The organism is Streptomyces sp. NPDC087420 (genome assembly GCF_044744165.1).
Classification (GTDB): domain Bacteria; phylum Actinomycetota; class Actinomycetes; order Streptomycetales; family Streptomycetaceae; genus Streptomyces.
In genome coordinates this window covers 24,095-46,179 of record NZ_JBIUXU010000023.1, presented here as the reverse complement: position 1 = coordinate 46,179, position 22,085 = coordinate 24,095, and the positions used below count along the sequence as shown (strand labels likewise).

Annotated in this window: 20 protein-coding genes; 11 read left to right on the top strand and 9 right to left on the bottom strand. The window is 71.9% G+C overall.

The genetic code is table 11. From position 1 onward, the window contains the following. Positions 1 to 10: 10 nt before the first annotated feature. The 6 genes from amaP to ACIO1C_RS34325 all read left to right on the top strand — a co-directional run bounded on the left by amaP (position 11) and on the right by ACIO1C_RS34325 (position 4,873). On the top strand, positions 11 to 589 hold the full coding sequence (amaP, locus tag ACIO1C_RS34350) for an alkaline shock response membrane anchor protein AmaP (RefSeq protein WP_401871397.1): 579 nt from the start codon (positions 11 to 13) through the stop codon (positions 587 to 589). A gap of 335 nt (positions 590 to 924) precedes the next feature. Beyond that, positions 925 to 2,229: an ATP-binding protein gene (locus ACIO1C_RS34345; RefSeq protein ID WP_401871352.1), complete on the top strand. Its 1,305-nt coding sequence runs from the start codon at positions 925 to 927 to the stop codon at positions 2,227 to 2,229. After that, positions 2,226 to 2,684 (top strand): roadblock/LC7 domain-containing protein, encoded by a 459-nt coding sequence (locus ACIO1C_RS34340; RefSeq protein WP_401871350.1) that lies wholly within the window; start codon positions 2,226 to 2,228, stop codon positions 2,682 to 2,684. The genes ACIO1C_RS34345 and ACIO1C_RS34340 overlap by 4 nt, the downstream gene beginning before the upstream one ends. Further along, a complete protein-coding gene (locus tag ACIO1C_RS34335; protein WP_401871349.1) occupies positions 2,681 to 3,046 on the top strand; it encodes a DUF742 domain-containing protein in 366 nt (121 codons plus the stop codon). The genes ACIO1C_RS34340 and ACIO1C_RS34335 overlap by 4 nt, the downstream gene beginning before the upstream one ends. Next, positions 3,015 to 3,632 carry a GTP-binding protein gene (locus ACIO1C_RS34330; RefSeq protein ID WP_401871347.1) on the top strand — a complete coding sequence of 206 codons (618 nt, stop codon included), beginning with the start codon at positions 3,015 to 3,017 and terminating at the stop codon, positions 3,630 to 3,632. The genes ACIO1C_RS34335 and ACIO1C_RS34330 overlap by 32 nt, the downstream gene beginning before the upstream one ends. Continuing rightward, a complete protein-coding gene (locus ACIO1C_RS34325) occupies positions 3,629 to 4,873 on the top strand; it encodes a cytochrome P450 (RefSeq protein WP_401871345.1) in 1,245 nt (414 codons plus the stop codon). Before ACIO1C_RS34330 ends, ACIO1C_RS34325 begins: the two co-directional genes overlap by 4 nt. Positions 4,874 to 4,950: 77 nt before the next feature. Here ACIO1C_RS34325 and ACIO1C_RS34320 read toward each other — a convergent pair whose 3' ends face one another. The 4 genes from ACIO1C_RS34320 to ACIO1C_RS34305 all read right to left on the bottom strand — a co-directional run bounded on the left by ACIO1C_RS34320 (position 4,951) and on the right by ACIO1C_RS34305 (position 9,443). Continuing rightward, complete coding sequence (locus ACIO1C_RS34320; protein WP_401871343.1) at positions 4,951 to 5,706, bottom strand: SDR family oxidoreductase; 756 nt, start codon at positions 5,704 to 5,706, stop codon at positions 4,951 to 4,953. Positions 5,707 to 5,710: 4 nt separating this feature from the next. Continuing rightward, positions 5,711 to 7,495, bottom strand: a complete 1,785-nt coding sequence (locus ACIO1C_RS34315) for a glycoside hydrolase family 15 protein (RefSeq protein WP_401871340.1) — start codon at positions 7,493 to 7,495, stop codon at positions 5,711 to 5,713. A 71-nt stretch (positions 7,496 to 7,566) separates the two neighbouring features. After that, complete coding sequence (locus tag ACIO1C_RS34310) at positions 7,567 to 8,382, bottom strand: SURF1 family protein (RefSeq protein WP_401871338.1); 816 nt, start codon at positions 8,380 to 8,382, stop codon at positions 7,567 to 7,569. 53 nt (positions 8,383 to 8,435) lie between these two features. Further along, positions 8,436 to 9,443, bottom strand: coding sequence for a DEDDh family exonuclease (locus tag ACIO1C_RS34305; protein WP_401871335.1), 1,008 nt, complete (start codon positions 9,441 to 9,443; stop codon positions 8,436 to 8,438). Between the two features lie 131 nt (positions 9,444 to 9,574). On the opposite strand from ACIO1C_RS34305, the gene ACIO1C_RS34300 reads away from it, so the two are divergent. Beyond that, positions 9,575 to 10,291: a VIT family protein gene (locus ACIO1C_RS34300; protein WP_401871332.1), complete on the top strand. Its 717-nt coding sequence runs from the start codon at positions 9,575 to 9,577 to the stop codon at positions 10,289 to 10,291. A gap of 8 nt (positions 10,292 to 10,299) precedes the next feature. Here the strand turns inward: ACIO1C_RS34300 and ACIO1C_RS34295 are convergent, their stop codons facing one another. Then, positions 10,300 to 13,398: an NACHT domain-containing protein gene (locus ACIO1C_RS34295; RefSeq protein WP_401871330.1), complete on the bottom strand. Its 3,099-nt coding sequence runs from the start codon at positions 13,396 to 13,398 to the stop codon at positions 10,300 to 10,302. Positions 13,399 to 13,551: 153 nt separating this feature from the next. Between ACIO1C_RS34295 and ACIO1C_RS34290 the strand changes: the two genes are divergently transcribed. Next, positions 13,552 to 14,595, top strand: coding sequence for a zinc-dependent alcohol dehydrogenase family protein (locus tag ACIO1C_RS34290; RefSeq protein ID WP_401871329.1), 1,044 nt, complete (start codon positions 13,552 to 13,554; stop codon positions 14,593 to 14,595). A 99-nt stretch (positions 14,596 to 14,694) separates the two neighbouring features. On the opposite strand, the gene ACIO1C_RS34285 is transcribed toward ACIO1C_RS34290, so the two are convergent. Next, positions 14,695 to 16,233, bottom strand: coding sequence for a S8 family peptidase (locus tag ACIO1C_RS34285; RefSeq protein WP_401871327.1), 1,539 nt, complete (start codon positions 16,231 to 16,233; stop codon positions 14,695 to 14,697). A 286-nt stretch (positions 16,234 to 16,519) separates the two neighbouring features. On the opposite strand from ACIO1C_RS34285, the gene ACIO1C_RS34280 reads away from it, so the two are divergent. From ACIO1C_RS34280 to moaA, 3 genes are all read left to right on the top strand, one after another. Next, positions 16,520 to 16,912, top strand: coding sequence for a DUF485 domain-containing protein (locus tag ACIO1C_RS34280; protein WP_401871325.1), 393 nt, complete (start codon positions 16,520 to 16,522; stop codon positions 16,910 to 16,912). Continuing rightward, positions 16,909 to 18,540 carry a cation acetate symporter gene (locus tag ACIO1C_RS34275; RefSeq protein WP_401871323.1) on the top strand — a complete coding sequence of 544 codons (1,632 nt, stop codon included), beginning with the start codon at positions 16,909 to 16,911 and terminating at the stop codon, positions 18,538 to 18,540. The genes ACIO1C_RS34280 and ACIO1C_RS34275 overlap by 4 nt, the downstream gene beginning before the upstream one ends. A 224-nt stretch (positions 18,541 to 18,764) precedes the next feature. Continuing rightward, entirely contained in the window at positions 18,765 to 19,754 is a 990-nt protein-coding gene (gene moaA, locus ACIO1C_RS34270; protein WP_401871320.1) for a GTP 3',8-cyclase MoaA, read from the top strand. On the opposite strand, the gene ACIO1C_RS34265 is transcribed toward moaA, so the two are convergent. The 3 genes from ACIO1C_RS34265 to tyrS all read right to left on the bottom strand — a co-directional run bounded on the left by ACIO1C_RS34265 (position 19,737) and on the right by tyrS (position 22,039). Beyond that, on the bottom strand, positions 19,737 to 20,006 hold the full coding sequence (locus ACIO1C_RS34265; RefSeq protein WP_401871317.1) for a hypothetical protein: 270 nt from the start codon (positions 20,004 to 20,006) through the stop codon (positions 19,737 to 19,739). The genes moaA and ACIO1C_RS34265 overlap by 18 nt on opposite strands. A 261-nt stretch (positions 20,007 to 20,267) precedes the next feature. Then, a complete protein-coding gene (locus ACIO1C_RS34260) occupies positions 20,268 to 20,609 on the bottom strand; it encodes a DUF3099 domain-containing protein (RefSeq protein ID WP_401871315.1) in 342 nt (113 codons plus the stop codon). Positions 20,610 to 20,770: 161 nt separating this feature from the next. Continuing rightward, positions 20,771 to 22,039, bottom strand: coding sequence for a tyrosine--tRNA ligase (gene tyrS / locus ACIO1C_RS34255; RefSeq protein ID WP_401871313.1), 1,269 nt, complete (start codon positions 22,037 to 22,039; stop codon positions 20,771 to 20,773). Between the last annotated feature and the right edge of the window lie 46 nt (positions 22,040 to 22,085).

The window sequence follows — 22,085 nt, the reverse complement described above, 5'->3', positions numbered from 1 at the left end:
TACCGGCGGGGTGTTCCGGATCGTCAACCGGGTCCTGCTCGGTCTCCTCGGCCTGGTGCTGCTCCTCGCCGGGGGTGTGGTGGTCGCCCGGGGGCAGGGCTGGGCGGTGCCCGGCTGGTGGCCGTACAGCGGAGCGCACGACGTCCTGCTGACCCGCCACAACCGGCAGCGCTATCGCGACGACGGCTGGTGGTGGCCAGTGATCATCGCCGCCCTCGCGGTCATCGTGGTGCTCACCCTGTGCTGGCTGCTGGCCCAGTTCCGGCGGGCGCGGCTGGCCGAAATCCTCGTCGACAGCGGCGACGGTGAAGGCGCGCTGCTGCGCGGGCGGGCCCTCGAAGGAGTGCTGGAGAGCGAGGCGGGGTCCCTCGATGGGGTCGCACGTGCGCGCGCCAGGTTGACGGGCCGTCGTACGGCGCCCGCCGCGCGGGTCCAGCTCCTGCTGGAGCCGCACGCCGATCCCGGCGGTGCGATGAACCGCCTGACGGGCGAGGCGCTGGCCCACGCGCGCGGCTCGGCGGGGCTGGAGGCACTGCCGGCGGAGGTCAGGCTGCGGGCCGCCAAGCACCGCCCCGAGAGAGTGAATTGACGGAGAGTGCCCGGCCGGTAACGCATCTGGTGTCTCTGTGGCCCCATTCGTCCCATGGTTTCTGATTCTCCCGTTGACTGGTCCCATGGATCACCGATAGGGCTATACGGCGGCCCGGAGCGGCGGCCGGATTTTCTGTGGCCCGTTTCGGCCGGTGATCCGTGCGGCGGCGGTGATCCGCGCGCGACAACAGTGAAACGGCGACGACAGTGATGTGACGGGGTTACAGCTATGGCAAGTGGTGCCACTGCCGGTCCACGGCGGTGTGAGTGATGCCCGTTCCGTGGTGGCGGCAGAGACGGCGGGCCGAAAGCGCCCTGGCCGAGGCTCAGTCCGTGTTCGACGCGCGGCTGGCGTACGGCGAGAGACTCCAGCAGGACCGGGTGGCCGCGCTGGAGGGGGAGATCGCCCGGCTGGGCGCGGAACTGACCGGGAAGGACGACCTGGTGCGGTCGGTCCTCGCCGAGGTGCGCCACACGGCCGCCACCCGGCTGCCCGAGCTGGCGATGGCCACCGCGCACCCCCATGTGGTGGTCCCCGGGCTGCGCGACGAACACCTGGCCGGCTCCGAGGTGGATGTGTCGCTCGGTCAGGTGCTCGACCAGGTGCGGCAGTTGGTCGTGGACGAGCGGGTACGGGGCGACGACGCGGCCAAGGCGGTGATGCGGGGCGTCATGGGCAAGCTCCAGGCGCTCCACTACCGGCAGCAGACCTTCCTCCAGGGCATGCAGGAGCGGTACGACCATCCGGACGTGGCCGAGGACCTGGTGCGCCTGGACGAACTCAACGAGCTGAACCTCCGGCTCGTCCAGGGCCTGGCCGTGATGTGCGGGAGGTGGCCGGGGCTGGCCCGGGGGGACTCGCCGGTGCAGGGCATCGTCAAGAGCGCCGCCGGGCGGGTGGTCGGCTACCAGCGGATCGCGCCGCCCAGCTACCACGTCCGCGGCCGGCTGGGGGTGGTGGCCCGCGCCGTCGAACCCCTGGCCATGGTCCTCGCCGAGCTGCTCGACAACGCCCTCAGCCACTCCCCGAGCAACATCGACATCGAGGTGGAGGTGAAACACGGCGCGAGCGGCTGCACCTTCTTCATCACCGACTGGGGACTGGGCATGGAGGCGGACGAGCTGGCGCGGGCCAACGGGCTCGCCGCCGGTGACCTGGCGCTGCTCTTCACCGAGCTGGAGGGCGAACCGCCGGGCATCGGCCTGCCGGTGGCCGGTGCCATCGCCCGGCAGTACGGCCTGCGCACCGTCCTGGAGCGGGCCCCGTACAGCAACGGGCTGCGCGCCGCCGTCCTCGTACCGGAGTCACTGCTGATCATGGTCAAGGAGGACTCGGTGACGCCGAGCACGGTGTCACCCAACGTTCCCTCCCCGCGCGTACCGATCCTGGGCGACGAGGAGCCGCTTCCCGTGCACGTTTCCACGTACGTCCCCGCGTCAGGACCGGGCGGTCTGCCCCAGCGCAGGGGGATGCGCGCCCGGGCGGCCGGCGCGGCCGGCGTCCCCGACGCGCCCGGTGTGCCTGATCCCAGCCCGGCGGAGAACCAGAGCCGGTGGGCCGCGGTCCAGTCCGGCACGGCGGCCGGCCGCGCCGCCCCGGACCAGCCCGACCACCCCTCCGAAGAAGGACAGCCATGATGATCGAAGGACGCCGTGAGCCGAAGCTCCGGACGACGGACGAACCGATGTCGTGGGTGCTCGAACCGCTGATGGACATCCCGCACGTGCGGCACGGAGTGGTCCTCGCCTCCGACGGTCTGGTCCAGGGACGCTCCACCAACCTGCCCCGGGTGGACGCGGAGGGCGCGTCGGCCATGCTCGCCGGCATCATCTCCTCCTCCCGTGGCCTCCTCGGCGCCTTCGCGGGCTCCGACGGCCCGGAGGACGTACGACAGGTGGTCGTCGAGGGCCACCACGGCTACGTGTTCCTCACCGGCGCCGGCCGGAACGCGGTGATCGCGGTCTACACCGACACCGACGTCGACCTGGGCGTCGTGGCGCACGAGGTGCAGGTCCAGGTGAAGAAGCTGGGCCGCGCCATGAGCACCCCGGCGCGCCAGCACGGGAGCGGCGCCGTGGGTGCGGTGTCATGACCTCGGAACGGGCGTCGAGGCCGCTCGTACGGCCCTACGTCGAGACCGGCGGCCGGGCCAGGGCCGAACGCTGCGCGCTCGAACGGATCACCCTGCTCCACCGCGTCGGCGGCGACCTCCCACGCGGCCTGAGCGACAAGCAGCGCGAGGCCATGGAGCTGCTCAGGGCCGGTGCCCTGTCCCTGGTGGAGACCGCCTCGTACCTGCGGCTGCCCGTCTCGCTGTCGAAGGTCGTGCTGGCTGACCTGATCGCGGCGGGATGCCTCAAGGCCCGCCCGCCCGCGCCCATCGCGGCGCAGCACGACCCCGAGATGCTGAGAAAGGTGCTCGATGGACTTCGCCGGGCCAAGTCCTCTCCGTGAGGCCCCGCACAGCCCGCCCCCGGCCCGCCTCCCCGAGAACGCCCTGATGCTCAAGGTGGTGGTCGCCGGACCGTTCGCGGTCGGCAAGACCACCTTCGTCAGCGCCGTCTCCGAGATTCAGAGCCGGCACACCGAAGAGCTGATGACACAGGCCGGCGCGCTGGTCGACGACCTGGACGGGGTCGACGCCAAGACCCACACCACGGTCGGCACCGACTTCGGCCGGCTCACGCTGGACGACCGCCTCGTGCTGTATCTGTTCGGCAGTCCCGGGCAGAAGCGGTTCCGCGTCCTGTGGGACGACATCGTCCGCGGCGCGCTGGGCATCCTGGTGCTGGTCGACACCGGCAGGCTGGACGCCGCGTTCGAGGTGATGGACATGGTGGAGGCCGCGGGGCTGCCGTACGTCGTCGGCGTCAACCGCTTCCCCGCCTCACCGGTCCACTCGCCGGACGACGTCCGCGCGGCGCTCGACCTGCCGCCGGGCACCCCGGTCGTCGGCCTCGACGCCCGGGACCGCGACGCGTGCCTGGACGCGCTGATCACGATGACCCAACACGTCCTGTCCCCGCTGGAGATGGTGTGACCACCCCGCTGACGTCCGACCTGACCCGGCTGTACGGCCCCGAGTTCGCCGCCGACGCCTACGGGATCTACCGGCGGCTGCGCGCCGTGGGCAAGGTGGTGCCGGTCGAGTTCGCCCCCGGGGTCCAGGCGATGCTGGTGACGGATTTCGACACCGCGCTGGAGGTCCTGTACGGCACCGGCCTCTGGTCCAAGGACCCGCGCCCCTGGCAGAGGTCCCACATGCCCGCCGACTCGCCGCTGCTGTCCATGCTGGGCTACCAGCGCAGCCCGATGTTCACCGACGGCGAGGAACACGCCCGGTACCGGGGCGCGGTCTCCGACAGCCTCGCCCGCTTCGAGCCGCACGTGCTGCGCGGCATGGTGCGGCGCAGCGCCGACCGGCTCATCCAGGGCTTCGCGGCGCGGGGGGAGTGCGATCTGGTCGCGGAGTTCGCCATGGGGCTGCCGGTCCTGCTGTTCAACGAGATGTTCGGCGTCCCCGACCGGGAGAGCACGCGGCTCGCCACCTCGCTCGCCGGGTTCACGAGCGCGCACCAGGAGCAGGCCAAGGTCGCCTGGGACGCCTATCTCGGGTACATCGGCGAGCTGGTGGACCTCAGGGTGCGCGAGCCGGGTCAGGACCTGACGTCCTGGCTGCTGTCCCATCCGGCGCGGCTCACCAAGCAGGAGGTCGTGGAGGAGCTGCTCCTCTTCGTCGGCGCGGCCTACGAGCCGACCAGCGGGCTGCTCGCCAACAGCCTGCACCGCATGCTGACCGACGACCGGTACTACAGCACGCTCACGGACGGGGCCCTGACCGTGCACGACGCGCTGCGGGTCGTGCTGTGGAAGCAGGCGCCGGTGGCCAACTACGGGGCCCACTACCCCCGTCAGGACACCGTGCTGGCCGGGGTGCCGGTCCCGGCGCACAGCCTGGTCCTGATCTCCTTCGCCGCGATCAACGACGGGCTGGCGCCCGAACGGCCCGAGGAGGCGGGGAACGGGGGCCGTTCGCATCTCGCGTTCTCGGCGGGGCCGCATGCCTGTCCGGCGAAGGACCCGAGCGTGCAGATCGCGGTGACGGCCGTCGAACGGCTCACGTCGTGGCTCCCCACGCTGGAACTCGCCGTCCCCGCCTCCGAGATCGTCTGGCGCCCCACGGGCTTCCTCCGCGCCCTCACGCGCCTGCCGGTGCGCTTCACTCCCATCCACCCGGACCAGGAGGGCACGACCCCGTGGACGTCCCCGGCGTCGGCGTAGTCCTGGGTCGTATCAAGCCCGTCCGGCGATCGAGGACACAGTGCGGCCGGAGGCCGCGCAACCCGCGACGCGCCCGCCTAGAAGCCGTGCCGCGCGCCCCCGTCCACCGGGACCATCAGCCCCGTCAGGTACGACGCCGCGGGTGAGAGCAGAAACGCCGCCGTTCTGCCGAACTCCGCCGGCGTCCCGTACCGCCGCAGCGGGATACGGGCCTCCTGCCGCGCCCGCGCGGCCTCCGCGTCGCCCGACAGCGCGTCCAGTTCGCGGACGCGGTCCGTGTCGATGCGGGACGGCAGCAGGCCGAGGACCCGTATCCCGCGCGGACCCACCTCGGCCGCGAGGGACTTCGCGAAGCCCGCCAGCCCCGGCCGCAGCCCGTTCGAGAGCGTCAGGCCCGGTATCGGCTCGTGGACCGACCCGGACAGCACCAGCCCGATCACCCCGCCCTCACCCAGCTCCGCCGCCGCGGCCCGCGCCAGCCGTACCGCCCCGAGGAACACCGACTCGAACGCCGTCCGCCACTGCTCGTCCGTGTGGGCCGTCGCCGCCCCGGCCGGCGGGCCGCCGACGCTGATCAGCATCCCGTCGAACCGCCCGAACCGCTCCCGGGCGGCGGCCGTCAGCCGCGCCGCCACCTCCGGGTCCGCGTTGTCCGCGGCCATCCCGTACGCGCCGGGGCCCAGCTCCCGCGCCGCCCCGGCCACACCCGCCGCGTCGCGCCCGGTGACGACCACCTTCGCGCCGTCCGCGACCAGCGCCTCCGCCGCCGCGCGGCCAAGCCCCCGAGAGGCACCGGTGACGACATAGACGCGGTCCTTCAGTCCAAGATCCATGGGCCTATCGTGCCGTGCCGCCCTTCGACAGCAGGACGGCGGTCCCCACCAGCCCGATGTGGCTGAACGCCTGCGGGAAGTTGCCCAGTTGGCGCCCGGCCACCGGGTCGTACTCCTCCGACAGCAGCCCCACGTCGTTGCGCAGCTCCAGCAGCCGGGCGAACAGCTCCTCCGCCTCGTCGTGGCGCCCGGTCATCCGCAGGGCGTCGGCCAGCCAGAACGAGCAGACGAGGAACGTGCCCTCCCCGCCCGGCAGTCCGTCCACCAGCGGGCCCTCGGTGCTGTAGCGCCGGACGAAGCCGCCCTGCATCAGCTCCTCCCTGACCGCGTCGACCGTGCCCACGACCCGGGGATCGTCCGGCGGCAGGAAGCCGACCTGCGGGATCAGCAGCGCCGCCGCGTCCAGCTCCGCGGAGCCGTACGACTGCGTGAAGGTGTTCCGTACCGGGTCGTACCCCTTCGCGCAGACCTCGTCGTGCACCTCGTCCCGCATCGCCCGCCACCGCGCCACGTCCCCGGGCAGCGACGGGTCGTCCTCCAGGGTCCGTACGGCACGGTCGGCGGCGACCCAGGACATCACCTTCGAGTGCACGAAGTGCCTGCGGGGGCCGCGCACCTCCCACAGGCCCTCGTCCGGTTCGCGCCACCGCGACTCCAGGAAACCGAGCAGGCTGAGCTGGAGCTTCCAGGCGTGCGAGGTCGCGGGCAGACCGGAGGCGCGCGCCAGGTGGAGGGAGTCCATGACCTCGCCGTACACGTCGAGCTGGAGCTGCTCGACAGCCTCGTTGCCGGTACGGACGGGTGAGGACCCCTCGTACCCCCGCAGCCAGGACAGTTCGGTCTCCGGCAGCCGGCGCTCGCCCCCGACCCCGTACATGATCTGGAGGTCCGCCGGATCACCGGCGACCGCGCGCAGCAGCCAGTCGCGCCAGGCCGCCGCCTCGTCCAGATAGCCGGCCGACAGCAGGGCGCCCAGCACCAGCGTCGAGTCGCGCAGCCAGCAGTAGCGGTAGTCCCAGTTCCGCACCCCGCCGATCTCCTCGGGCAGGGAGGTGGTGGGCGCGGCGATGATGCCGCCCGTCGGGGCGTAGATGAGCGCCTTGAGGGTGATCAGTGAGCGCATGACGGCGTCGCGGTGCGGCCCGTCGTACCGGCAGCGCGCGGACCACTCCCGCCAGTCCTCCAGGCTCTGTTCCAGCGCCTCGTACGGATCGATCAGGTCGGGGCGGTCCTTGTGGGAGGGGTGCCAGGTGAGGACGAACGCCACTTTCTCGCCGGCGCCGACGGTGAACGACGAGTACGTGGTGAAGTGCTGGCCCCACGTCTTGACGTGCGGCTCGCTGCGCAGCCACACGGAGTCCGGCCCCGCGACGGCGACCCGGTGGCCGTCCGAGCGCCGCATCCAGGGCACGACCGAGCCGTAGTCGAAGCGCAGCCGCAGGGTGGACCGCATCTCCACCGAGCCGCTGAGGCCCTCCACGATCCGCACGATGTCGGGTGCGGTGTCGCGCTGGGGCATGAAGTCGGTGACCTTCACCGAGCCGGTACGCGTCTCCCACACGGACTCCAGGACGAGCGTGTCGCCCACGTAGGACCGCCGGGTGCTGTCACCGGCGTCCTTGGGGGCGATCCGCCAGTGGCCGTTATCCTCGTCGCCGAGCAGCGCCGCGAAGCAGGCGGCCGAGTCGAAGCGAGGAAGGCACAGCCAGTCGATGGAGCCGTTCCTGCCGACCAGGGCGGCGGTCTGGAGATCGCCGATGAGCGCGTAGTCCTCGATGCGTGGAGTCACTCTGGGCCTGTTCCCACGTCACCGGGGGGTTAGGCCCTGTCCGTCGGCCCTGTCGGCCGGATCTTCGCGGGTCACACAGGTGCGGGGGACTGCGCGGGGACGTCCTGCTGTTCCGCGTCCGCGTCCGCGTCGGAGTCCGCCGCCGCCGCGCGGTCGCGCTTCTCCCGGCGTACGAGGACCACGAAGCCGACCGGCACCCCGGCGGCGAACAGCCACCACTGGACCGCGTACGCCATGTGCGGGCCGATCGAGCCGTCGTCGGGGTCCGGGATCTGCTGGGGGGAACGGCCGGCCGGGACCGGCGAGGTCAGCTCGACGTAACCGCCGAGGACCGTACGGTCCAGGTACGTGGCCTGTTCCTCGCTGTTGATCAGCATGACCTGGCGGGGCGGCAGGTCCCGCAGGTCGCGGATGCCGCTGCCCTTCGTCGTCTCGTCGGCCTTGAGGCGCCCGGTGATCGTGACCTCGCCCGAGGGCGGGGCCGGGATCTTCGGGAAGGCCCGCTGGTCGTTGCCGGACGGGATCCAGCCCCGGTTCACGATCAGCGCGCGGCCGTCGTCCAGGATGAGCGGGATCAGGACGTGGTAGCCGACCTGTTCGTCACTGGACGTACGGCGGCGGACGACGACCTCGTGGGCGGTGTCGAACCGGCCCGTGGCGGTGACCCGGCGCCAGTAGTCGGAGTACGGGACGGTGTGCCCCGGGGAGGTCAGCTCCGTGACCGGGACGGGCTTCGCCTTGAGGTTGTCCGAGATCAGCGTGTTCTGGGCGACCTTGTGCTCGTGCCGGTGAAGCTGCCAGAAACCCAGCTCGATCATCGTCGGGATGAGCGCGAGCGAGAGCAGGGCGAGAATCACCCACTGCCGGGTGAACAGGAAGCGGTACACGCCTTCGACGGTACCCGCCGGGGGCCGGGCGCCGGACGGCGGGTACGAATCGGTCACCTGTCCGTGGAAGCGGGGGCGTCACCACCGGCGGGCGCGACGTCCCGCAGCAGCTGGGTGAAGGCGGCCTCGTCGACGACCGGCGTGCCGTACGACACCGCCTTGACGGTCTTGGACGTCGAGGACTCCGGATCGTTGGTCACCAGGAGACTGGTCAGCCGGGACACACTCGTCGCCACATGCAGCCCCGCCTCCACCGCCCGGTCCTCCAGCAGTTCACGGTCGACGGACGTGTCGCCCGAGAACGCCACGCGCATGCCCTGCACGAGCGCCTTGCCCGTCTCGTAGCGCCCCGGGTTCGGATACGGGCAGGACGGGCGCTTGCGCGAGGGGCGCCAGGTCGACTGACCCGCCGGACGGTACGACGACTGGGGCCCGATCCGGGGGCGGGCGGGCGTGTCCGACCACTCCGTGAGCGGCAGGCATTCGAGGAGCGGCAGCCGTACGCCGTCCCGCGCCGCCGCGTGCAGACTCGGCCGGAACGCCTCGGCGAGCACCCGCGCGTCGTCCAGCGCGTGGTGCGCGCGCTGCTGCACCACACCGAAGTGCGCGGCCAGCGACTCCAGTTTGTGGTTGGGCAGCGGCAGGGCCAGCTCCTTGGACAGCGCGATCGTGCACAGCCGCTGCCGGGTGGGCGCCGCGCCGCCCGCGCGGGCGTACTCCCGGGCGATCATCGACCAGTCGAAGATCGCGTTGTGCGCCACCAGCACCCGGCCCTCCAGGCGCTCGGCGAACTCGGCGGCGATCTCCGGGAAGAGCGGGGCGCTCTCCAGGACGTCGCTCGTCAGTCCATGGATCCAGACGGGTCCCGGATCGCGCTCCGGGTTGACGAGTGTGTACCAGTGGTCCTCGACCTCGCCCCGGACGTCCAGGCGGTAGACGGCGGCGGACACTATCCGGTCGTCGCGGGCGAGGCCGGTGGTCTCCACGTCGACGACCGCGTACCCCTGGGGGTAGGCGGCCGGCCACATCGTCGCTGTCGTCTGGTCGTCGAGCATGGTCACAGAGAATACGGGCCGCGACTGACAGTGTGGTCGCCCGGGCGGTCCGGCGGCGGCGCGCGCCCGCCGCCGGGCGGTCCGTCAAGTGCGGGTCGCTGTCGCGCCGGTGACGGCCCGGGTGAGACTCTCGCCGGATGACCGACTCCACCACCGCCCACGCCGAGCCCCACGGCGACGCCCTGGGCACCCGCCTCAACTGGCTGCGCGCCGCCGTCCTCGGCGCCAACGACGGGATCGTCTCCACCGCGGGTCTGGTGGTCGGCGTGGCCGGCGCCACCGATGCCCGGGGGACCCTGCTGACGGCGGGTCTGGCGGGCCTGCTGGCCGGGTCGATGTCGATGGCGGCGGGGGAGTACGTGTCGGTCTCCACCCAGCGCGACTCGGAGCGGGCGGCGCTGGCCGTGGAGAGCCGCGAGCTGCGGGAGCAGCCGGAGGCCGAACTCGAAGAGCTGACCGGGCTGTTGGCGGAGCGCGGCCTGTCGGAGAAGGTGGCGCGCGCGGCGGCGGAGCAGCTGACGGCGCGGGACGCGCTGCGCGCCCACGCGAGCGAGGAGCTGGGCATCAACCCCGACGCCCTGACCAACCCGTGGCACGCGGCGGGGGCGAGCTTCCTGTCGTTCACGGTGGGCGCCCTGCTGCCGCTCCTCGCGATCGTCCTCCTGTCGACGGCCTTCCGGGTGCCGGTGACGGTCCTGGCGGTCCTGGTGGCCCTGGCCCTGACGGGCTGGGGCAGCGCGAAACTGGGCGCGGCCCCGAGGACACGCGCGGTGCTGCGGAACGTGGGCGGGGGAGCGGTGGCCATGGGGGTCACGTACGGCGCGGGCGCGCTGCTGGGGGCGGCGGGGGTGTGACGCGTCGTTCACTCCCGTACGAGCCTGCCGGGCGGGAAGGCGTCCTCGTCCCGCACGCGCGTGCCCTGCGCGACGAAGACGGTCAGATGCTCCAGGTGGGCGAGGGGGGATAGGTCGACCGGTCCCGCCCCCTGCACGCAGTCCGCCAGCAGGACCGACCTGAGGTGCGGCAGGTCCGCCAGCGGGGCCAGGCTGCCCGCGAGGCGGCTGTGGGCGAGCGCGACGGTGGTCAGCGCGTGCCAGTCGCCGATCCAGTCGAGGAAGAGCGCCTTCTGCCCGTGCAGCCGTAAGAATTCGAGGGGCAGGGGATCGGCCCGGCCGCTCAGCTCGCCCGCCTGGCGGTCGCCGGAGACGGTCAGGCGGCGCAGCGCGGGCCAGGAGCCGAGCCCGTCCAGCTTCAACTGGTCGGCCCGGCTGTACAGCTGGAGCTCGGTGAGGCGCGGGCCCAGCGGGAGTTCGCCGACGGAGCGCGCGGGCACGGGGTAGTCGAACAGCACCGATTCCAGCGACTCCATCCGCCGCAGGGGCTCGGTCACCAGATCCGGCGGCATCCCGTACAGGTAGAGCGTGTCGATCCCGGTGTCCAGGAGCGGGGACAGGTTCCGCAGCTCCGGGCAGTCGAGCAGGCCCAGCATCCGCAGCGAGGGAAGCCGCGTCAGCGGGGAGAGGTCCCTCAGGACGGCGTTGTTGGTGCAGAACACGGAGCTGACGCTGTGCAGCGCGCGCAGTCCCGACAGGTCGGAGAACGGACCGATGAGGGAGACACACGCGGTCTCCGGGAGGACCCGCAGCGCGCGCAGTTGTTCCTCCGTCCGTACCTGGAGGTACGTGTCGCTCCACGTGCTCGACGCCAGCACCGTACGCGCGTAACGCTCGGTCTCGAACCGGCCCCACGCGTGGGACAACTGGATGGAGACGGCGGGGCGGCCGTCCTCCCGGAACCGGGAGACCACCTCCAGCGCGGCGTCGCCTCCGACCAGGGCCGCCACGCGCACCACGGCGGCGGCGCTGTCCTCGTCCAGCCCCTCGGGGCCCGGCACCAGTTCGAGCACGAGCTGGCCGGCCTTCGCCAGCTCCTCCGCCTCCGCCAGGCCCCGGGGCGGGATCAGTTCCCCCGTACGTCTCTCGATCTCCCCGCGGACCGCCGGATCGAGGACGGGCGCGTGTTCCAGGCTGGCGGCCGCCAGCAGCATCAGCCGGTTGCGGTGCGGCGCCTCGCCGTCGGCACGGCGCAGCAGCCCCCGCAGCAGGATGACGCGTTCGTCGGCCCTGGCGTGCCCGACCGCCATCCTGACCACGTCGTCCCACTGGTCGTCGTGCGCGTTCCTGATGAGGACTCCGAAGTCCCGCTCCTCGACGGCGGCCTTCGCGCCCAGGTAGTCCTGGAACGTGCGGTGCACGAAGTCGACCGTGCCCGGGACCGGTTCACGGAGCAGACCACTGCGGATCAGCAGGTGCTGGAAGACCTGCCCGGCGGTGCCCTGGACCTGGGGCATGGAGTCCAGCCACCTGCCGACCCGCTCCTCGGTCTCCGAACGGGCCGCCTGCGCCTGCCCGTTGCGGATCAGCCAGTACGCCAGCTGCTGCAACAGCGCGGTCTGTTCGTCCCGGGTCAGATCGACCCCCTCGACCGCCAGCACCTCCCGCTCGGTGTCCCGCCGTACCAGCAGCAGGTCCAGCGCCGCGTCGTACAGCTCCTTGCGCGCCCGGGGCAGGCGCGTCCTGCGGTCGCGGTTCAGGGCACACAGCAGCGCGCACATCAGCGGGTTGGTGGCCAGTCGTCCCAGGTCCCGGCGGTTTGTCACCGACTGGACCAGTGAGGCCTCGTACGTGTCCAGCACCTCGGAGTCCCCCGGGCTCTCCTCCCGCGCCGCCTCGTGCCAGTGGGCGACAAACGCCCGGATGTCGTCCCGCTCCATCGGCAGCAGCGCGTGCGCGGTGAACCCCTGGCCCGTCATCCAGTCCTCCGGCACCGCCGAGGGCCTGGTCGTCACCACGTACCGCGCGTCCGGGTACGCCGTGACGAGCCACTTGAGCCACCGTTCCGTACGGCTCCGCAGCCGCGTCGGCACCTCGTCCACCCCGTCGACCAGGACCAGCGCCCGGCCCGACCTGAGCAGCGACTCCGTCCACCCCGGCGGCGCCTCGCCGGACAGCGGCACCCCCGCCGCGCGCAGGAAGTCGGCCGGCTGCGGCAGCTCGTCGGACCTCGTGAACGCCCGGAGGCGCAGGACGAACGGCACACACTGGTTCCACTCCGCCAGCGCGTCGGGAAAGCCGCGCCGCGCGGCGTTCAGCGCCAGCCACTGCACCAGGGTGGTCTTGCCCGAGCCGGCGGGGCCGCGCAGTACCACCCAGCGCGCCTCGGCCAGCGCCTGCTCGGCGGTCACCGACACCCGGCCCACGGCCGGGGAGAGTTCGAAGCCTTCCCGGGAGGCGGACCGGTCGCCGCTGACCGTCAGGCTGATGTAGGCGGTGTCCAGCGGCCACTCGCCGGCCGACCGGCCCAGGGTCAGCCCGAACAGCTCCAGCCGGCTCTGGGTCTCCTCGACGAACTTCGTGTACCGGGCCTCGAAGTCGAGGGCGGCCGTGGCGGGCCGCGGCCCGGCCCTGGTCCGTAAGTCCTCGACCACGTCCTGGGTGCGGGCCGCCGTGCGGGTCTGCTCGACCGCCGCCCGCGCGGCGAACGACGGGTGGGCCGTGAACTGTTCCACGAGGTGCGCGCAGCACAGCGCCAGCAGTTCGTCGTAGAGGTCCAGGCTCCGCGCGCCCAGCCCCGCCGCCGGGGCCCGCAGCCGGCCGCGCAGCCGTTCCGGGTCCAGGTCCGCCGCGAACAGGCGGGCGGCGTCGATCTCGCCCGCCGCCGCGAAGGTGTCCCGCACGGAGTCGACCGCGGCGAGCCGCTCGTGTTCGGGGAGGGAGCCGTACGCCTCCAGGACGCGTCCCGACAGCACCTTCGCCAGCCGGTCGGGCCCCGGGGGCCGGGGGAGCGGGCGTACCGGATCCCGTACCAGACCGGCCCCGGGCCTGGGCGCCAGCAGCGACTTCGCCACCGCTCCCAGGACCGTCGCCGCGAGTCGGGTGACCACAACTTCCAGGCTCGCCACGGGAGTTATTGTACGACGTTCCTGGTGGGCCGGGTGGCGTGCGTCACAGCGGACGAGCCCTCCGCCCGGCTTCCCGGCACCGGGTCCCGGGTGCCCGCAAACCGGGCGTAACGTGTTCGGGTCCCACCCCCCCGGACCGGCAAGGACCCCCCCATGCGCGCCACCGTCATCCACGCTCCCCACGACATCCGGGTGGAGGAGGTGCCCGATCCCGTGATCCAGTTGCCCACCGACGCCGTGGTGCGGGTGCTGCGGGCCTGCATATGCGGCAGCGACCTGTGGCCGTACCGGGGTGAGTCGCCCCGGGAGCCCGGTGCGCGCATCGGGCACGAGTTCCTCGGGGTCATCGAGGAGACCGGCTCCGGGGTGGCGGGCTTCACGGCCGGCGATCTGGTCGTCGCGCCCTTCGTCTGGGCCGACGGGACCTGTGACTTCTGCCACGAGGGGCTCCCCACGTCCTGTGTGCGCGGCGGCTTCTGGGGCGGGGACGGCACCGACGGCGGCCAGGGCGAGGCCGTCCGCGTGCCCTTCGCCGACGGCACCCTCGTCAGGCTTCCGGCCGAGGCGGTCTCCGACGGCCGGCTGCTGACCGCGCTGCTCGCCCTCTCCGACGTGATGGGCACCGGCCACCACGCGGCCGTCGGCGCCGGGATACGGCCCGGCAGCACGGTCGCCGTCGTCGGGGACGGCGCCGTGGGGCTGTGCGCGGTGCTGGCCGCCCGGCGGCTGGGTGCCGGGCGCATCATCGCGCTGGGCCGCCACCAGGCCCGTACGGACCTCGCCAGGACCTTCGGCGCCACCGACGTGGTCGCCGAGCGCGGCGACGCGGCCGTGGAGGCCGTGCGCGAGCTGACGCGGGGCCAGGGCGCGCACGCCGTCGTGGAGGCGGTCGGCACCGAGCAGTCGATGCGTACGGCCCTGAGGATCACCCGCGACGGCGGGGCGATCGGCTATGTCGGCGCGCCCCACGGCAGCGGCACGGGCCTGGACCTGCGGCACATGTTCGACCGGAACATCGCCCTGCGCGGCGGCCTCGCGCCGGTCGGCGCGTACCTCCCCGAGCTGCTGCCCGACGTGCTGGACGGCTCCCTCGACCCGTCGCCGGTCTTCGACCTGACGGTCTCTCTGGACGACGTGGCGGAGGGCTACAAGGCCATGGACACCCGTACGGCGCTCAAGGTGCTCATCACGATGTGATCCGGTGCCGGGCGGGCGGTGGAGGACGACCGCGGGCCGCCCCCGGAGGGACGGCCCGCGTCGTGAGGTGCCGCTCTCATCCGTGCCGGTGGCCGGATGTCAGTGCTTGAAGCGGCTCACCGCGTCCAGCGCGTTGGTCAGACCGGCGCCGTAGAAGCTGTTGTAGCGCTTGCTCCCGGTGCAGGTCGCGTCGATCGTGCCGTCGTTGTTGTAGTCGTACGCCGCCGGGCAGGCCGTGTCGTCGGCCTGGGCGAGCAGCAGCGACTTGATCACCGCGGCCGAGGCGTGCGGGTAGGTCGACTTGAGCAGCGCCGCCACACCCGCGACGTGCGGGGAGGCCATCGACGTACCGGACATGTAGCCCCACGAGCCGCCCGGCAGCGTGCCCAGGATGGAGCCGCTGGTGGCCGGCGCGTTCGGCACCTGGTAGCGGTCGCCCCCCGGCGCCGCGATGTCGATGATGCCCAGACCGTAGTTCGAGAAGGAGGACTTGCCCGCCTTCGCGCCGGTGGCCGCGACCGTCACGACACCCGGGAGCTGGGTCGGTATGTCCAGGCACTCGGACGGGTCGATCACCCGGTCGCCGGGGGTGGTGTCGTTCGGGCTGGACGAGTCGGTGATCGAGTCGGTCGCGAGGTCGTACGCCTCGTTGCCGGCCGCCGCCACGTTGACCGTGCCCTTGCTCTCCGCGTACTTCGTGGCCCGGGTGATGGCGTCGACGAGCGCCCTCTGGTCCGGGTCGTTCTTGCAGTTGAAGTACCACGGGTCGGTGTAGTAGCTGTTGTTGGTCACGTCGACACCGTGGTCGGCGGCCCAGACGAAGCCGCAGACGACCGCCTCGGTGTAGAAGAACCCGGCCGGCGTGGAGACCTTGATGCCGGCCACCTTCACGCCCGGGGCGACCCCGGTCATGCCGATGCCGTTCTTGGCGGCCGCGATCTCACCCGCCACGTGCGTGCCGTGCGGGCTCTCCCCGGCGTTCGGACGCCAGGCGCCGTCCGTCGTGTCGGGCTTGCCCGTCACGCAGTTGACCGACGCGGCGCGGTCGAAGTTCGGCGCGAGGTCGGGGTGCGTGTCGTCGACGCCCGTGTCGATGACGGCGACGGTGACCTTCCGGCTGCCGAGGGTCTTCTCGTGCGCCTTGTCCGCCTTGATGGCGGGCAGGTCCCACTGCAACGGCTCCAGCGGGTCCTGCGCGGCGGTCTTGTCCGAGGTCGCCGAGGCGAGCTCCGCGGAGGTGAGCGCGCGGGGCGCGCCCTCGTCCGTGGTGGACTGCGCCGGCAGCGGCGCGGTGCGGGTGGCACCGGCCGAGTCGACGCCCCTGACCTTGCGCACGGACTTCGCGAAGTCGGGGTTCTGCGAGGACGCGACTATGACGCCTATGCGGTCGTAGGAGGTCACGACCGTGCCACCGGCCCGGCCGATGGCCTTCTCCACCGACTTGAGCGTGGAGCGCCCGCCGTGCGTGTTGACGACGTACGACAGCTTGGGGCCGTCGGTGACGACCGGCGCCGAGGCGGCCGGGACCGCCGGAGCGGCCGTCGCCGTGGCACCGGGGAGGAAACCGAGCGAAGCGGTGAGCGCCAGACCTGCGGGCAGCGCGAGTACGCGTCTGCGTCTGGATCCCAGATGAGCCATGGGTTCTCCACATCATCCGTGAGAGCCGCCCACACGCATGACGCGCGTGGACAGGTGCATGATCAGCGAAAACTACCGTCGACCACCCCCGCGTATCAATGACTTCAGGGACGGCGAGCCGCCGGTCAAGAAGAAAATCCGCCCCGTTCCAGAAGAAAATCCGCCCCGTTGAACCGCTTCGCCACGCCTTCCGTGCCGTTGTCAGAGGGACGCGCAACATCACACGCCTACCCGTGCGAGGTCCCTCATGTCAGTCCCCACCGCGCCCCCGTCACGAGGAGATTCCGTGGCTTCCGATGCACCGCCGCCCCCGGGCGGAACGGACACCAGCCCCGCTCGGCCCACGCCGGACCAGCCCGCGCACCAGCCCACCACCGCCCAGTACGCGGAGGTGCAGGAGAGTGAGGAGTTCGGCGAACTGCGCCGTACCTACCGCTCCTTCGCGTTCCCGCTGACCGTCGCCTTCATCGCCTGGTACCTGCTGTACGTCCTGCTGTCCAGCTACGCGGGCGGCCTCATGGGCACCAAGCTCTTCGGCAACATCAACGTCGCGCTCGTCCTCGGCCTCGCCCAGTTCCTGACGACGTTCCTGATCGCCTGGTTCTACGCGCGGTACGCGTCGCAGAAGCTCGACCCCAAGGCGGACGTCATCAAGTCCCGTATGGAGGCGGACGCATGAGCCACCCACTCCCGCTCCAGCTCGCGGCCACCTCGGACGCCAGCGAGCACCGGCCGCTGATCATCACCCTCTTCGCGGTGTTCGTCGTCGCGACCCTCGTCATCACCGTCTGGGCCGGCCGCCAGACCAAGAGCGCCTCCGACTTCTACGCGGGCGGACGCCAGTTCACCGGATTCCAGAACGGACTCGCGGTCTCCGGCGACTACATGTCCGCCGCGTCCTTCCTCGGCATCGCCGGCGCCATCGCCCTCTTCGGCTACGACGGCTTCCTCTACTCGATCGGCTTCCTGGTCGCCTGGCTCGTCGCGCTGCTGCTCGTGGCCGAACCGCTGCGCAACTCCGGCCGGTACACGATGGGCGACGTCCTCGCGTACCGCATGCGCCAGCGTCCCGTCCGTACCGCCGCGGGTGTCTCGACCATCGTCGTCTCGATCTTCTACCTGCTCGCGCAGATGGCCGGCGCGGGCGTGCTGGTCTCCCTGCTGCTCGGCATCACCAGCGACGCCGGCAAGATCGCCATCGTCGCGCTGGTCGGCCTGCTGATGATCGTGTACGTCACCATCGGCGGGATGAAGGGCACCACCTGGGTCCAGATGGTCAAGGCGGTCCTGCTGATCGCGGGCACCATCCTGATCACCTTCCTGATCCTGCTGAAGTTCCACTTCAACATCTCCGACCTGCTGGGCACGGCCGCCTCCAACAGCGGCAAGGGCTCCGCCTTCCTGGAGCCGGGGCTCAAGTACGGCGCCACGGAGATCTCCAAGCTGGACTTCATCTCCCTGGGCATCGCGCTGGTGCTCGGCACCGCGGGCCTGCCGCACATCCTGATCCGCTTCTACACCGTGCCCACCGCCAAGGCCGCCCGTAAGTCCGTGATCTGGGCGATCGGCATCATCGGCGCCTTCTACCTGATGACCATCGTCCTCGGCTTCGGCGCCGCCGCCCTGCTCAAGCCCGGCGACATCATCGCCTCCAACAAGGCGGGCAACACGGCGGCCCCGCTCGCCGCCCTGGAGATCGGCGGCGGAGCCGGCTCGACCGGCGGCGCCATCCTGCTCGCCGTGATCTCCGCGGTGGCCTTCGCCACCATCCTCGCGGTGGTCGCGGGCCTCACCCTGGCGTCCTCGTCGTCGTTCGCCCACGACATCTACGCCAACGTGATCCGCCGCGGCCAGGCCACCGAGAAGGAGGAGGTACGGGCGGCCCGCTGGGCCACCGTCGCCATCGGCATCGTCTCCATCGCGCTGGGCGCCCTCGCCCGCGACCTGAACGTGGCGGGACTGGTCGCGCTCGCGTTCGCCGTGGCCGCCTCCGCGAACCTGCCGACCCTGCTCTACAGCCTCTTCTGGAAGAGGTTCACGACCGCGGGCGCCCTCTGGTCGATCTACGGCGGCCTGGCCTCGTCCGTCCTGCTGGTGCTGTTCTCGCCGGTCGTCTCGGGCAAGCCCACCTCGATGTTCCCCGGCGTCGACTTCCACTTCTTCCCGCTGGAGAACCCGGGCCTGATCTCCATCCCGCTGGGCTTCCTGCTCGGCTGGGTGGGCACGCTCGTCTCCAAGGAGGAGCCGGACACGGGCAAGTACGCGGAGCTGGAGGTCAAGTCCCTGACCGGCACCGGGGCGCACTGACCCCGCCTGCCCCATCCCGCCCGTCCGGACCCCCCCACACCGGGTGGGCGAGCCCTCCCCGCGGCCGCGTCGCAGATCCCCGCGACGCGGCCGCGGCGTCTCCCGGGACCTCGGGAATCTGCTGTTGTCGGTGGTCTGACGTAGGCTCGAGCTGTTGGATTGCATACACGGTTCGCGACGGATCGGGACGGCCGCATCGCGGTCACGAGGGAAGGGGGCCCCAAGTGCTCATCGACACCTATGGCCGGGTGGCGACCGACCTGCGCGTCTCACTGACGGACAAGTGCAACCTCCGGTGCACGTACTGCATGCCGGAAGAGGGCCTCCAGTGGCTCGGCAAGTCCGAGCTGCTCAGCGACGACGAGATCGTCCGGCTGATCCGTATCGCCGTGACCGACCTGGGCATCACCGAGGTCCGGTTCACCGGCGGGGAGCCGCTGCTCAGGCCCGGCCTCGTCGGGATCGTCGAGCGCTGCGCCGCGCTGGAACCGCGCCCCCGCATGTCCGTGACCACCAACGGCATCGGCCTCAAGCGCACCGCCGCCGCCCTCAGGAGCGCGGGCCTCGACCGGGTCAACGTGTCGCTCGACACGCTGCGCCCCGACGTCTTCAAGACCCTCACCCGCCGCGACCGGCACCAGGACGTGCTGGACGGCCTGCGCGCGGCCCACGACGCGGGGCTGACCCCCGTCAAGATCAACACGGTCCTGATGCCGGGCCTCAACGACGACGAGGCCCCCGAGCTGCTCGCCTGGGCCGTCGCGAACGACTACGAGCTGCGCTTCATCGAGCAGATGCCCCTCGACGCCCAGCACGGCTGGAAGCGCGACGGCATGATAACGGCCGGTGACATCCTCACCTCGCTCCGTACCCGCTTCACCCTCACCGAGGAGGGCGGGACCGAGCGCGGCTCCGCCCCCGCCGAGCGCTGGACCGTGGACGGCGGCCCGCACCGCGTCGGGGTCATCGCCTCCGTCACCCGCCCGTTCTGCCACGCCTGCGACCGCACGAGGCTCACCGCCGACGGACAGGTCCGCAACTGCCTCTTCGCCCAGGAGGAGACGGACCTGCGGGCGGCCCTGCGCTCCGAGGCCCCCGACGACGAGATCGCCGCGCTCTGGAAGCGCGCCATGTGGGGCAAGAAGGCCGGCTCCGGCCTCGACGACCCGGCCTTCCTCCAGCCCGACCGGCCGATGTCAGCGATCGGCGGCTGACCCCCGCTCCCACTCCGCCAGTGTCACCACGTCCTTGAGGAAACCGCGCACACCGAGGAACGAGGACAGATGCTCGCGATGCTCGTCGCAGGCCAGCCAGGTCTTGCGGCGCTCCGGCGTGTGCAGTTTCGGGTTGTTCCAGGCGAGCACCCACACGGCGGGGGTACGGCACCCCTTGGCGGAGCACACCGGTGCGGGATCCGTGGCACGGGGCCGGGCGTCGGGGACATCGGGAGCGTCGGGGGAGTTCACCCATCCACCCTAGGCGCTGGTGTCACACGGCCCCAAGGACCGATCCGGTAGCCCGAAAAGGCGACGCCGAGCAGCCACGGGGGGAGCTGCCCGGCGTCGGTCCGTCGCTCCGACGGGGGATGCGGAGCGCCTACGAAGTATGTCACGGGCAACGGGGTGCGGTGCACCGGAACTTCACGATTGATCTGAGCTTTTCTTGAGCTTTGCGCTCCGCTTCCCGCCCCCGGAGCGAGCCGTTACCCGCCGGTTCTACCGGTGGGTCTACTCGTGGGTCGGTGGTGCGGATTCCGTCGCCACGGGCGCCGCCGCGGGCGCGATCGCCGGCCGGACCGGTGCCGGTACGAAGGTCGAGGGCAGCGAAGGAGCGTTCTCCCGGCCCGCGTTGGCGATCACCACGGCCACGTACGGCAGCAGCACACCGAGGACCAGGGTGACGATGGCGACCGGCCGCTCCACGTTCCACAGCACAACGGTCAGGATCACCGACAGGGTTCTGACGGACATGGAAATGATGTAACGCCGCTGCCGGCCGCGTACGTCGTCGGCGAGGCTCTGCCTGGCCCCGGTGATCCGGAAGACCTCGGTGCTGCTCCGCTTCCGCATCACACTTCACCACCCGATTCCCACGCCGGTCCCTACCCCGGACCGGACCGCATCCACGGTACGCCGGGCCGCCCCCACGCACGAGGGCGGGGCACCGGCCATCCTGGCCGATGTGCCCCGCCCCGTGACGCAGGCGCCCCGCGTGTGTCAGCCGGCGTGTGTCAGCCGGCCGTGACCTCGATCGCGGCCAGGTTCTTCTTGCCCCGGCGCAGCACGAGCCAGCGGCCGTGCAGCAGATCGCCCGCCGCCGGCACGCTCTCCGCGTCCGTGACCTTGACGTTGTTCACGTACGCCCCGCCCTCCTTGACCGTGCGCCGCGCCGCCGACTTGCTCGGCGCGAGCCCCGCCTCGGTGAACAGGTCGACCACCGGGGCCGGTTCGGAGAACCGCGCGTGGGGCACCTCGGAGAGCGCGGCGCTCAGCGTCGCCTCGTCGAGGTCCGTCAGCTCGCCCTGGCCGAAGAGCGCCCGGGACGCGGCGACAACGGCCGCGCACTGGCCGGCGCCGTGCACCAGCGTCGTCAGCTCCTCCGCCAGCGCGCGCTGCGCGGCCCGCGCCTGGGGCCGCTCCGCGGTGGCCCGCTCCAGCTCCTCCAGCTCCGCGCGGTCCTTGAAGCTGAGGATCCTGCTGTACGTGGAGATGTCACGGTCGTCCACGTTGAGCCAGAACTGGTAGAAGGCGTAGGGCGTCGTCATCCCGGGGTCCAGCCAGACGGCCCCGCCCTCGGTCTTGCCGAACTTGGTCCCGTCCGCCTTGGTCATCAGGGGCGTGGCCAGCGCGTGCACGGTGGCACCCGGCTCCAGGCGGTGGATCAGGTCGAGACCGGCGGTGAGATTGCCCCACTGGTCGCTGCCGCCCTGCTGGAGGACACAGCCGTAGCGCCGGTACAGCTCCAGGAAGTCCATGGACTGGAGCAGCTGGTAGCTGAACTCGGTGTAGCTGATGCCCTCGTCGGACTCCAGCCGCCGGGCGATGGACTCCTTGGCGAGCATCCGGCTGACCCGGAAGTGCTTGCCGATGTCCCGCAGGAACTCGATCGCGGACAGGCCCGCGGTCCAGTCCAGGTTATTGACCATCGTGGCCGCGTTCGGCCCCTCGAAGGACAGGAACGGCTCGATCTGCGACCGCAGCCGGCCCACCCACCCCGCGACCGTCTCCGGATCGTTCAGCGTCCGCTCGGCGGTCGGCCGGGGGTCGCCGATCTGTCCGGTGGCCCCGCCCACCAGCGCCAGCGGCCGGTGCCCGGCCTGCTGGAGCCGGCGCACGGTGAGCACCTGCACGAGGTGTCCGACGTGCAGGCTGGCGGCGGTGGGGTCGAAGCCGCAATAGAACGTGACGGGACCGTCCGCGAGCGCCTTGCGCAAGGCGTCCTCATCGGTGGACTGGGCGAACAGCCCGCGCCACTGGAGCTCGTCGACGATGTCCGTCACGGTCTTTTCTCTCCTCGAACAGTCTGATGCGTGGGTCCGGCAGCGG

Bases quoted from the DNA above. Each gene is read 5' to 3' on its own strand.
- ACIO1C_RS34260 (WP_401871315.1), bottom strand. From the start codon at position 20,609: ATGCGGAAGCGGAGCAGCACCGAGGTCTTCCGGATCACCGGGGCCAGG.
- ACIO1C_RS34290 (WP_401871329.1), top strand. From the start codon at position 13,552: ATGCGCGCCACCGTCATCCACGCTCCCCACGACATCCGGGTGGAGGAG.
- ACIO1C_RS34275 (WP_401871323.1), top strand. From the start codon at position 16,909: ATGAGCCACCCACTCCCGCTCCAGCTCGCGGCCACCTCGGACGCCAGC.
- ACIO1C_RS34335 (WP_401871349.1), top strand. From the start codon at position 2,681: ATGACCTCGGAACGGGCGTCGAGGCCGCTCGTACGGCCCTACGTCGAG.
- ACIO1C_RS34340 (WP_401871350.1), top strand. From the start codon at position 2,226: ATGATGATCGAAGGACGCCGTGAGCCGAAGCTCCGGACGACGGACGAA.
- ACIO1C_RS34285 (WP_401871327.1), bottom strand. From the start codon at position 16,233: ATGGCTCATCTGGGATCCAGACGCAGACGCGTACTCGCGCTGCCCGCA.
- ACIO1C_RS34330 (WP_401871347.1), top strand. From the start codon at position 3,015: ATGGACTTCGCCGGGCCAAGTCCTCTCCGTGAGGCCCCGCACAGCCCG.
- ACIO1C_RS34300 (WP_401871332.1), top strand. From the start codon at position 9,575: ATGACCGACTCCACCACCGCCCACGCCGAGCCCCACGGCGACGCCCTG.
- ACIO1C_RS34320 (WP_401871343.1), bottom strand. From the start codon at position 5,706: ATGGATCTTGGACTGAAGGACCGCGTCTATGTCGTCACCGGTGCCTCT.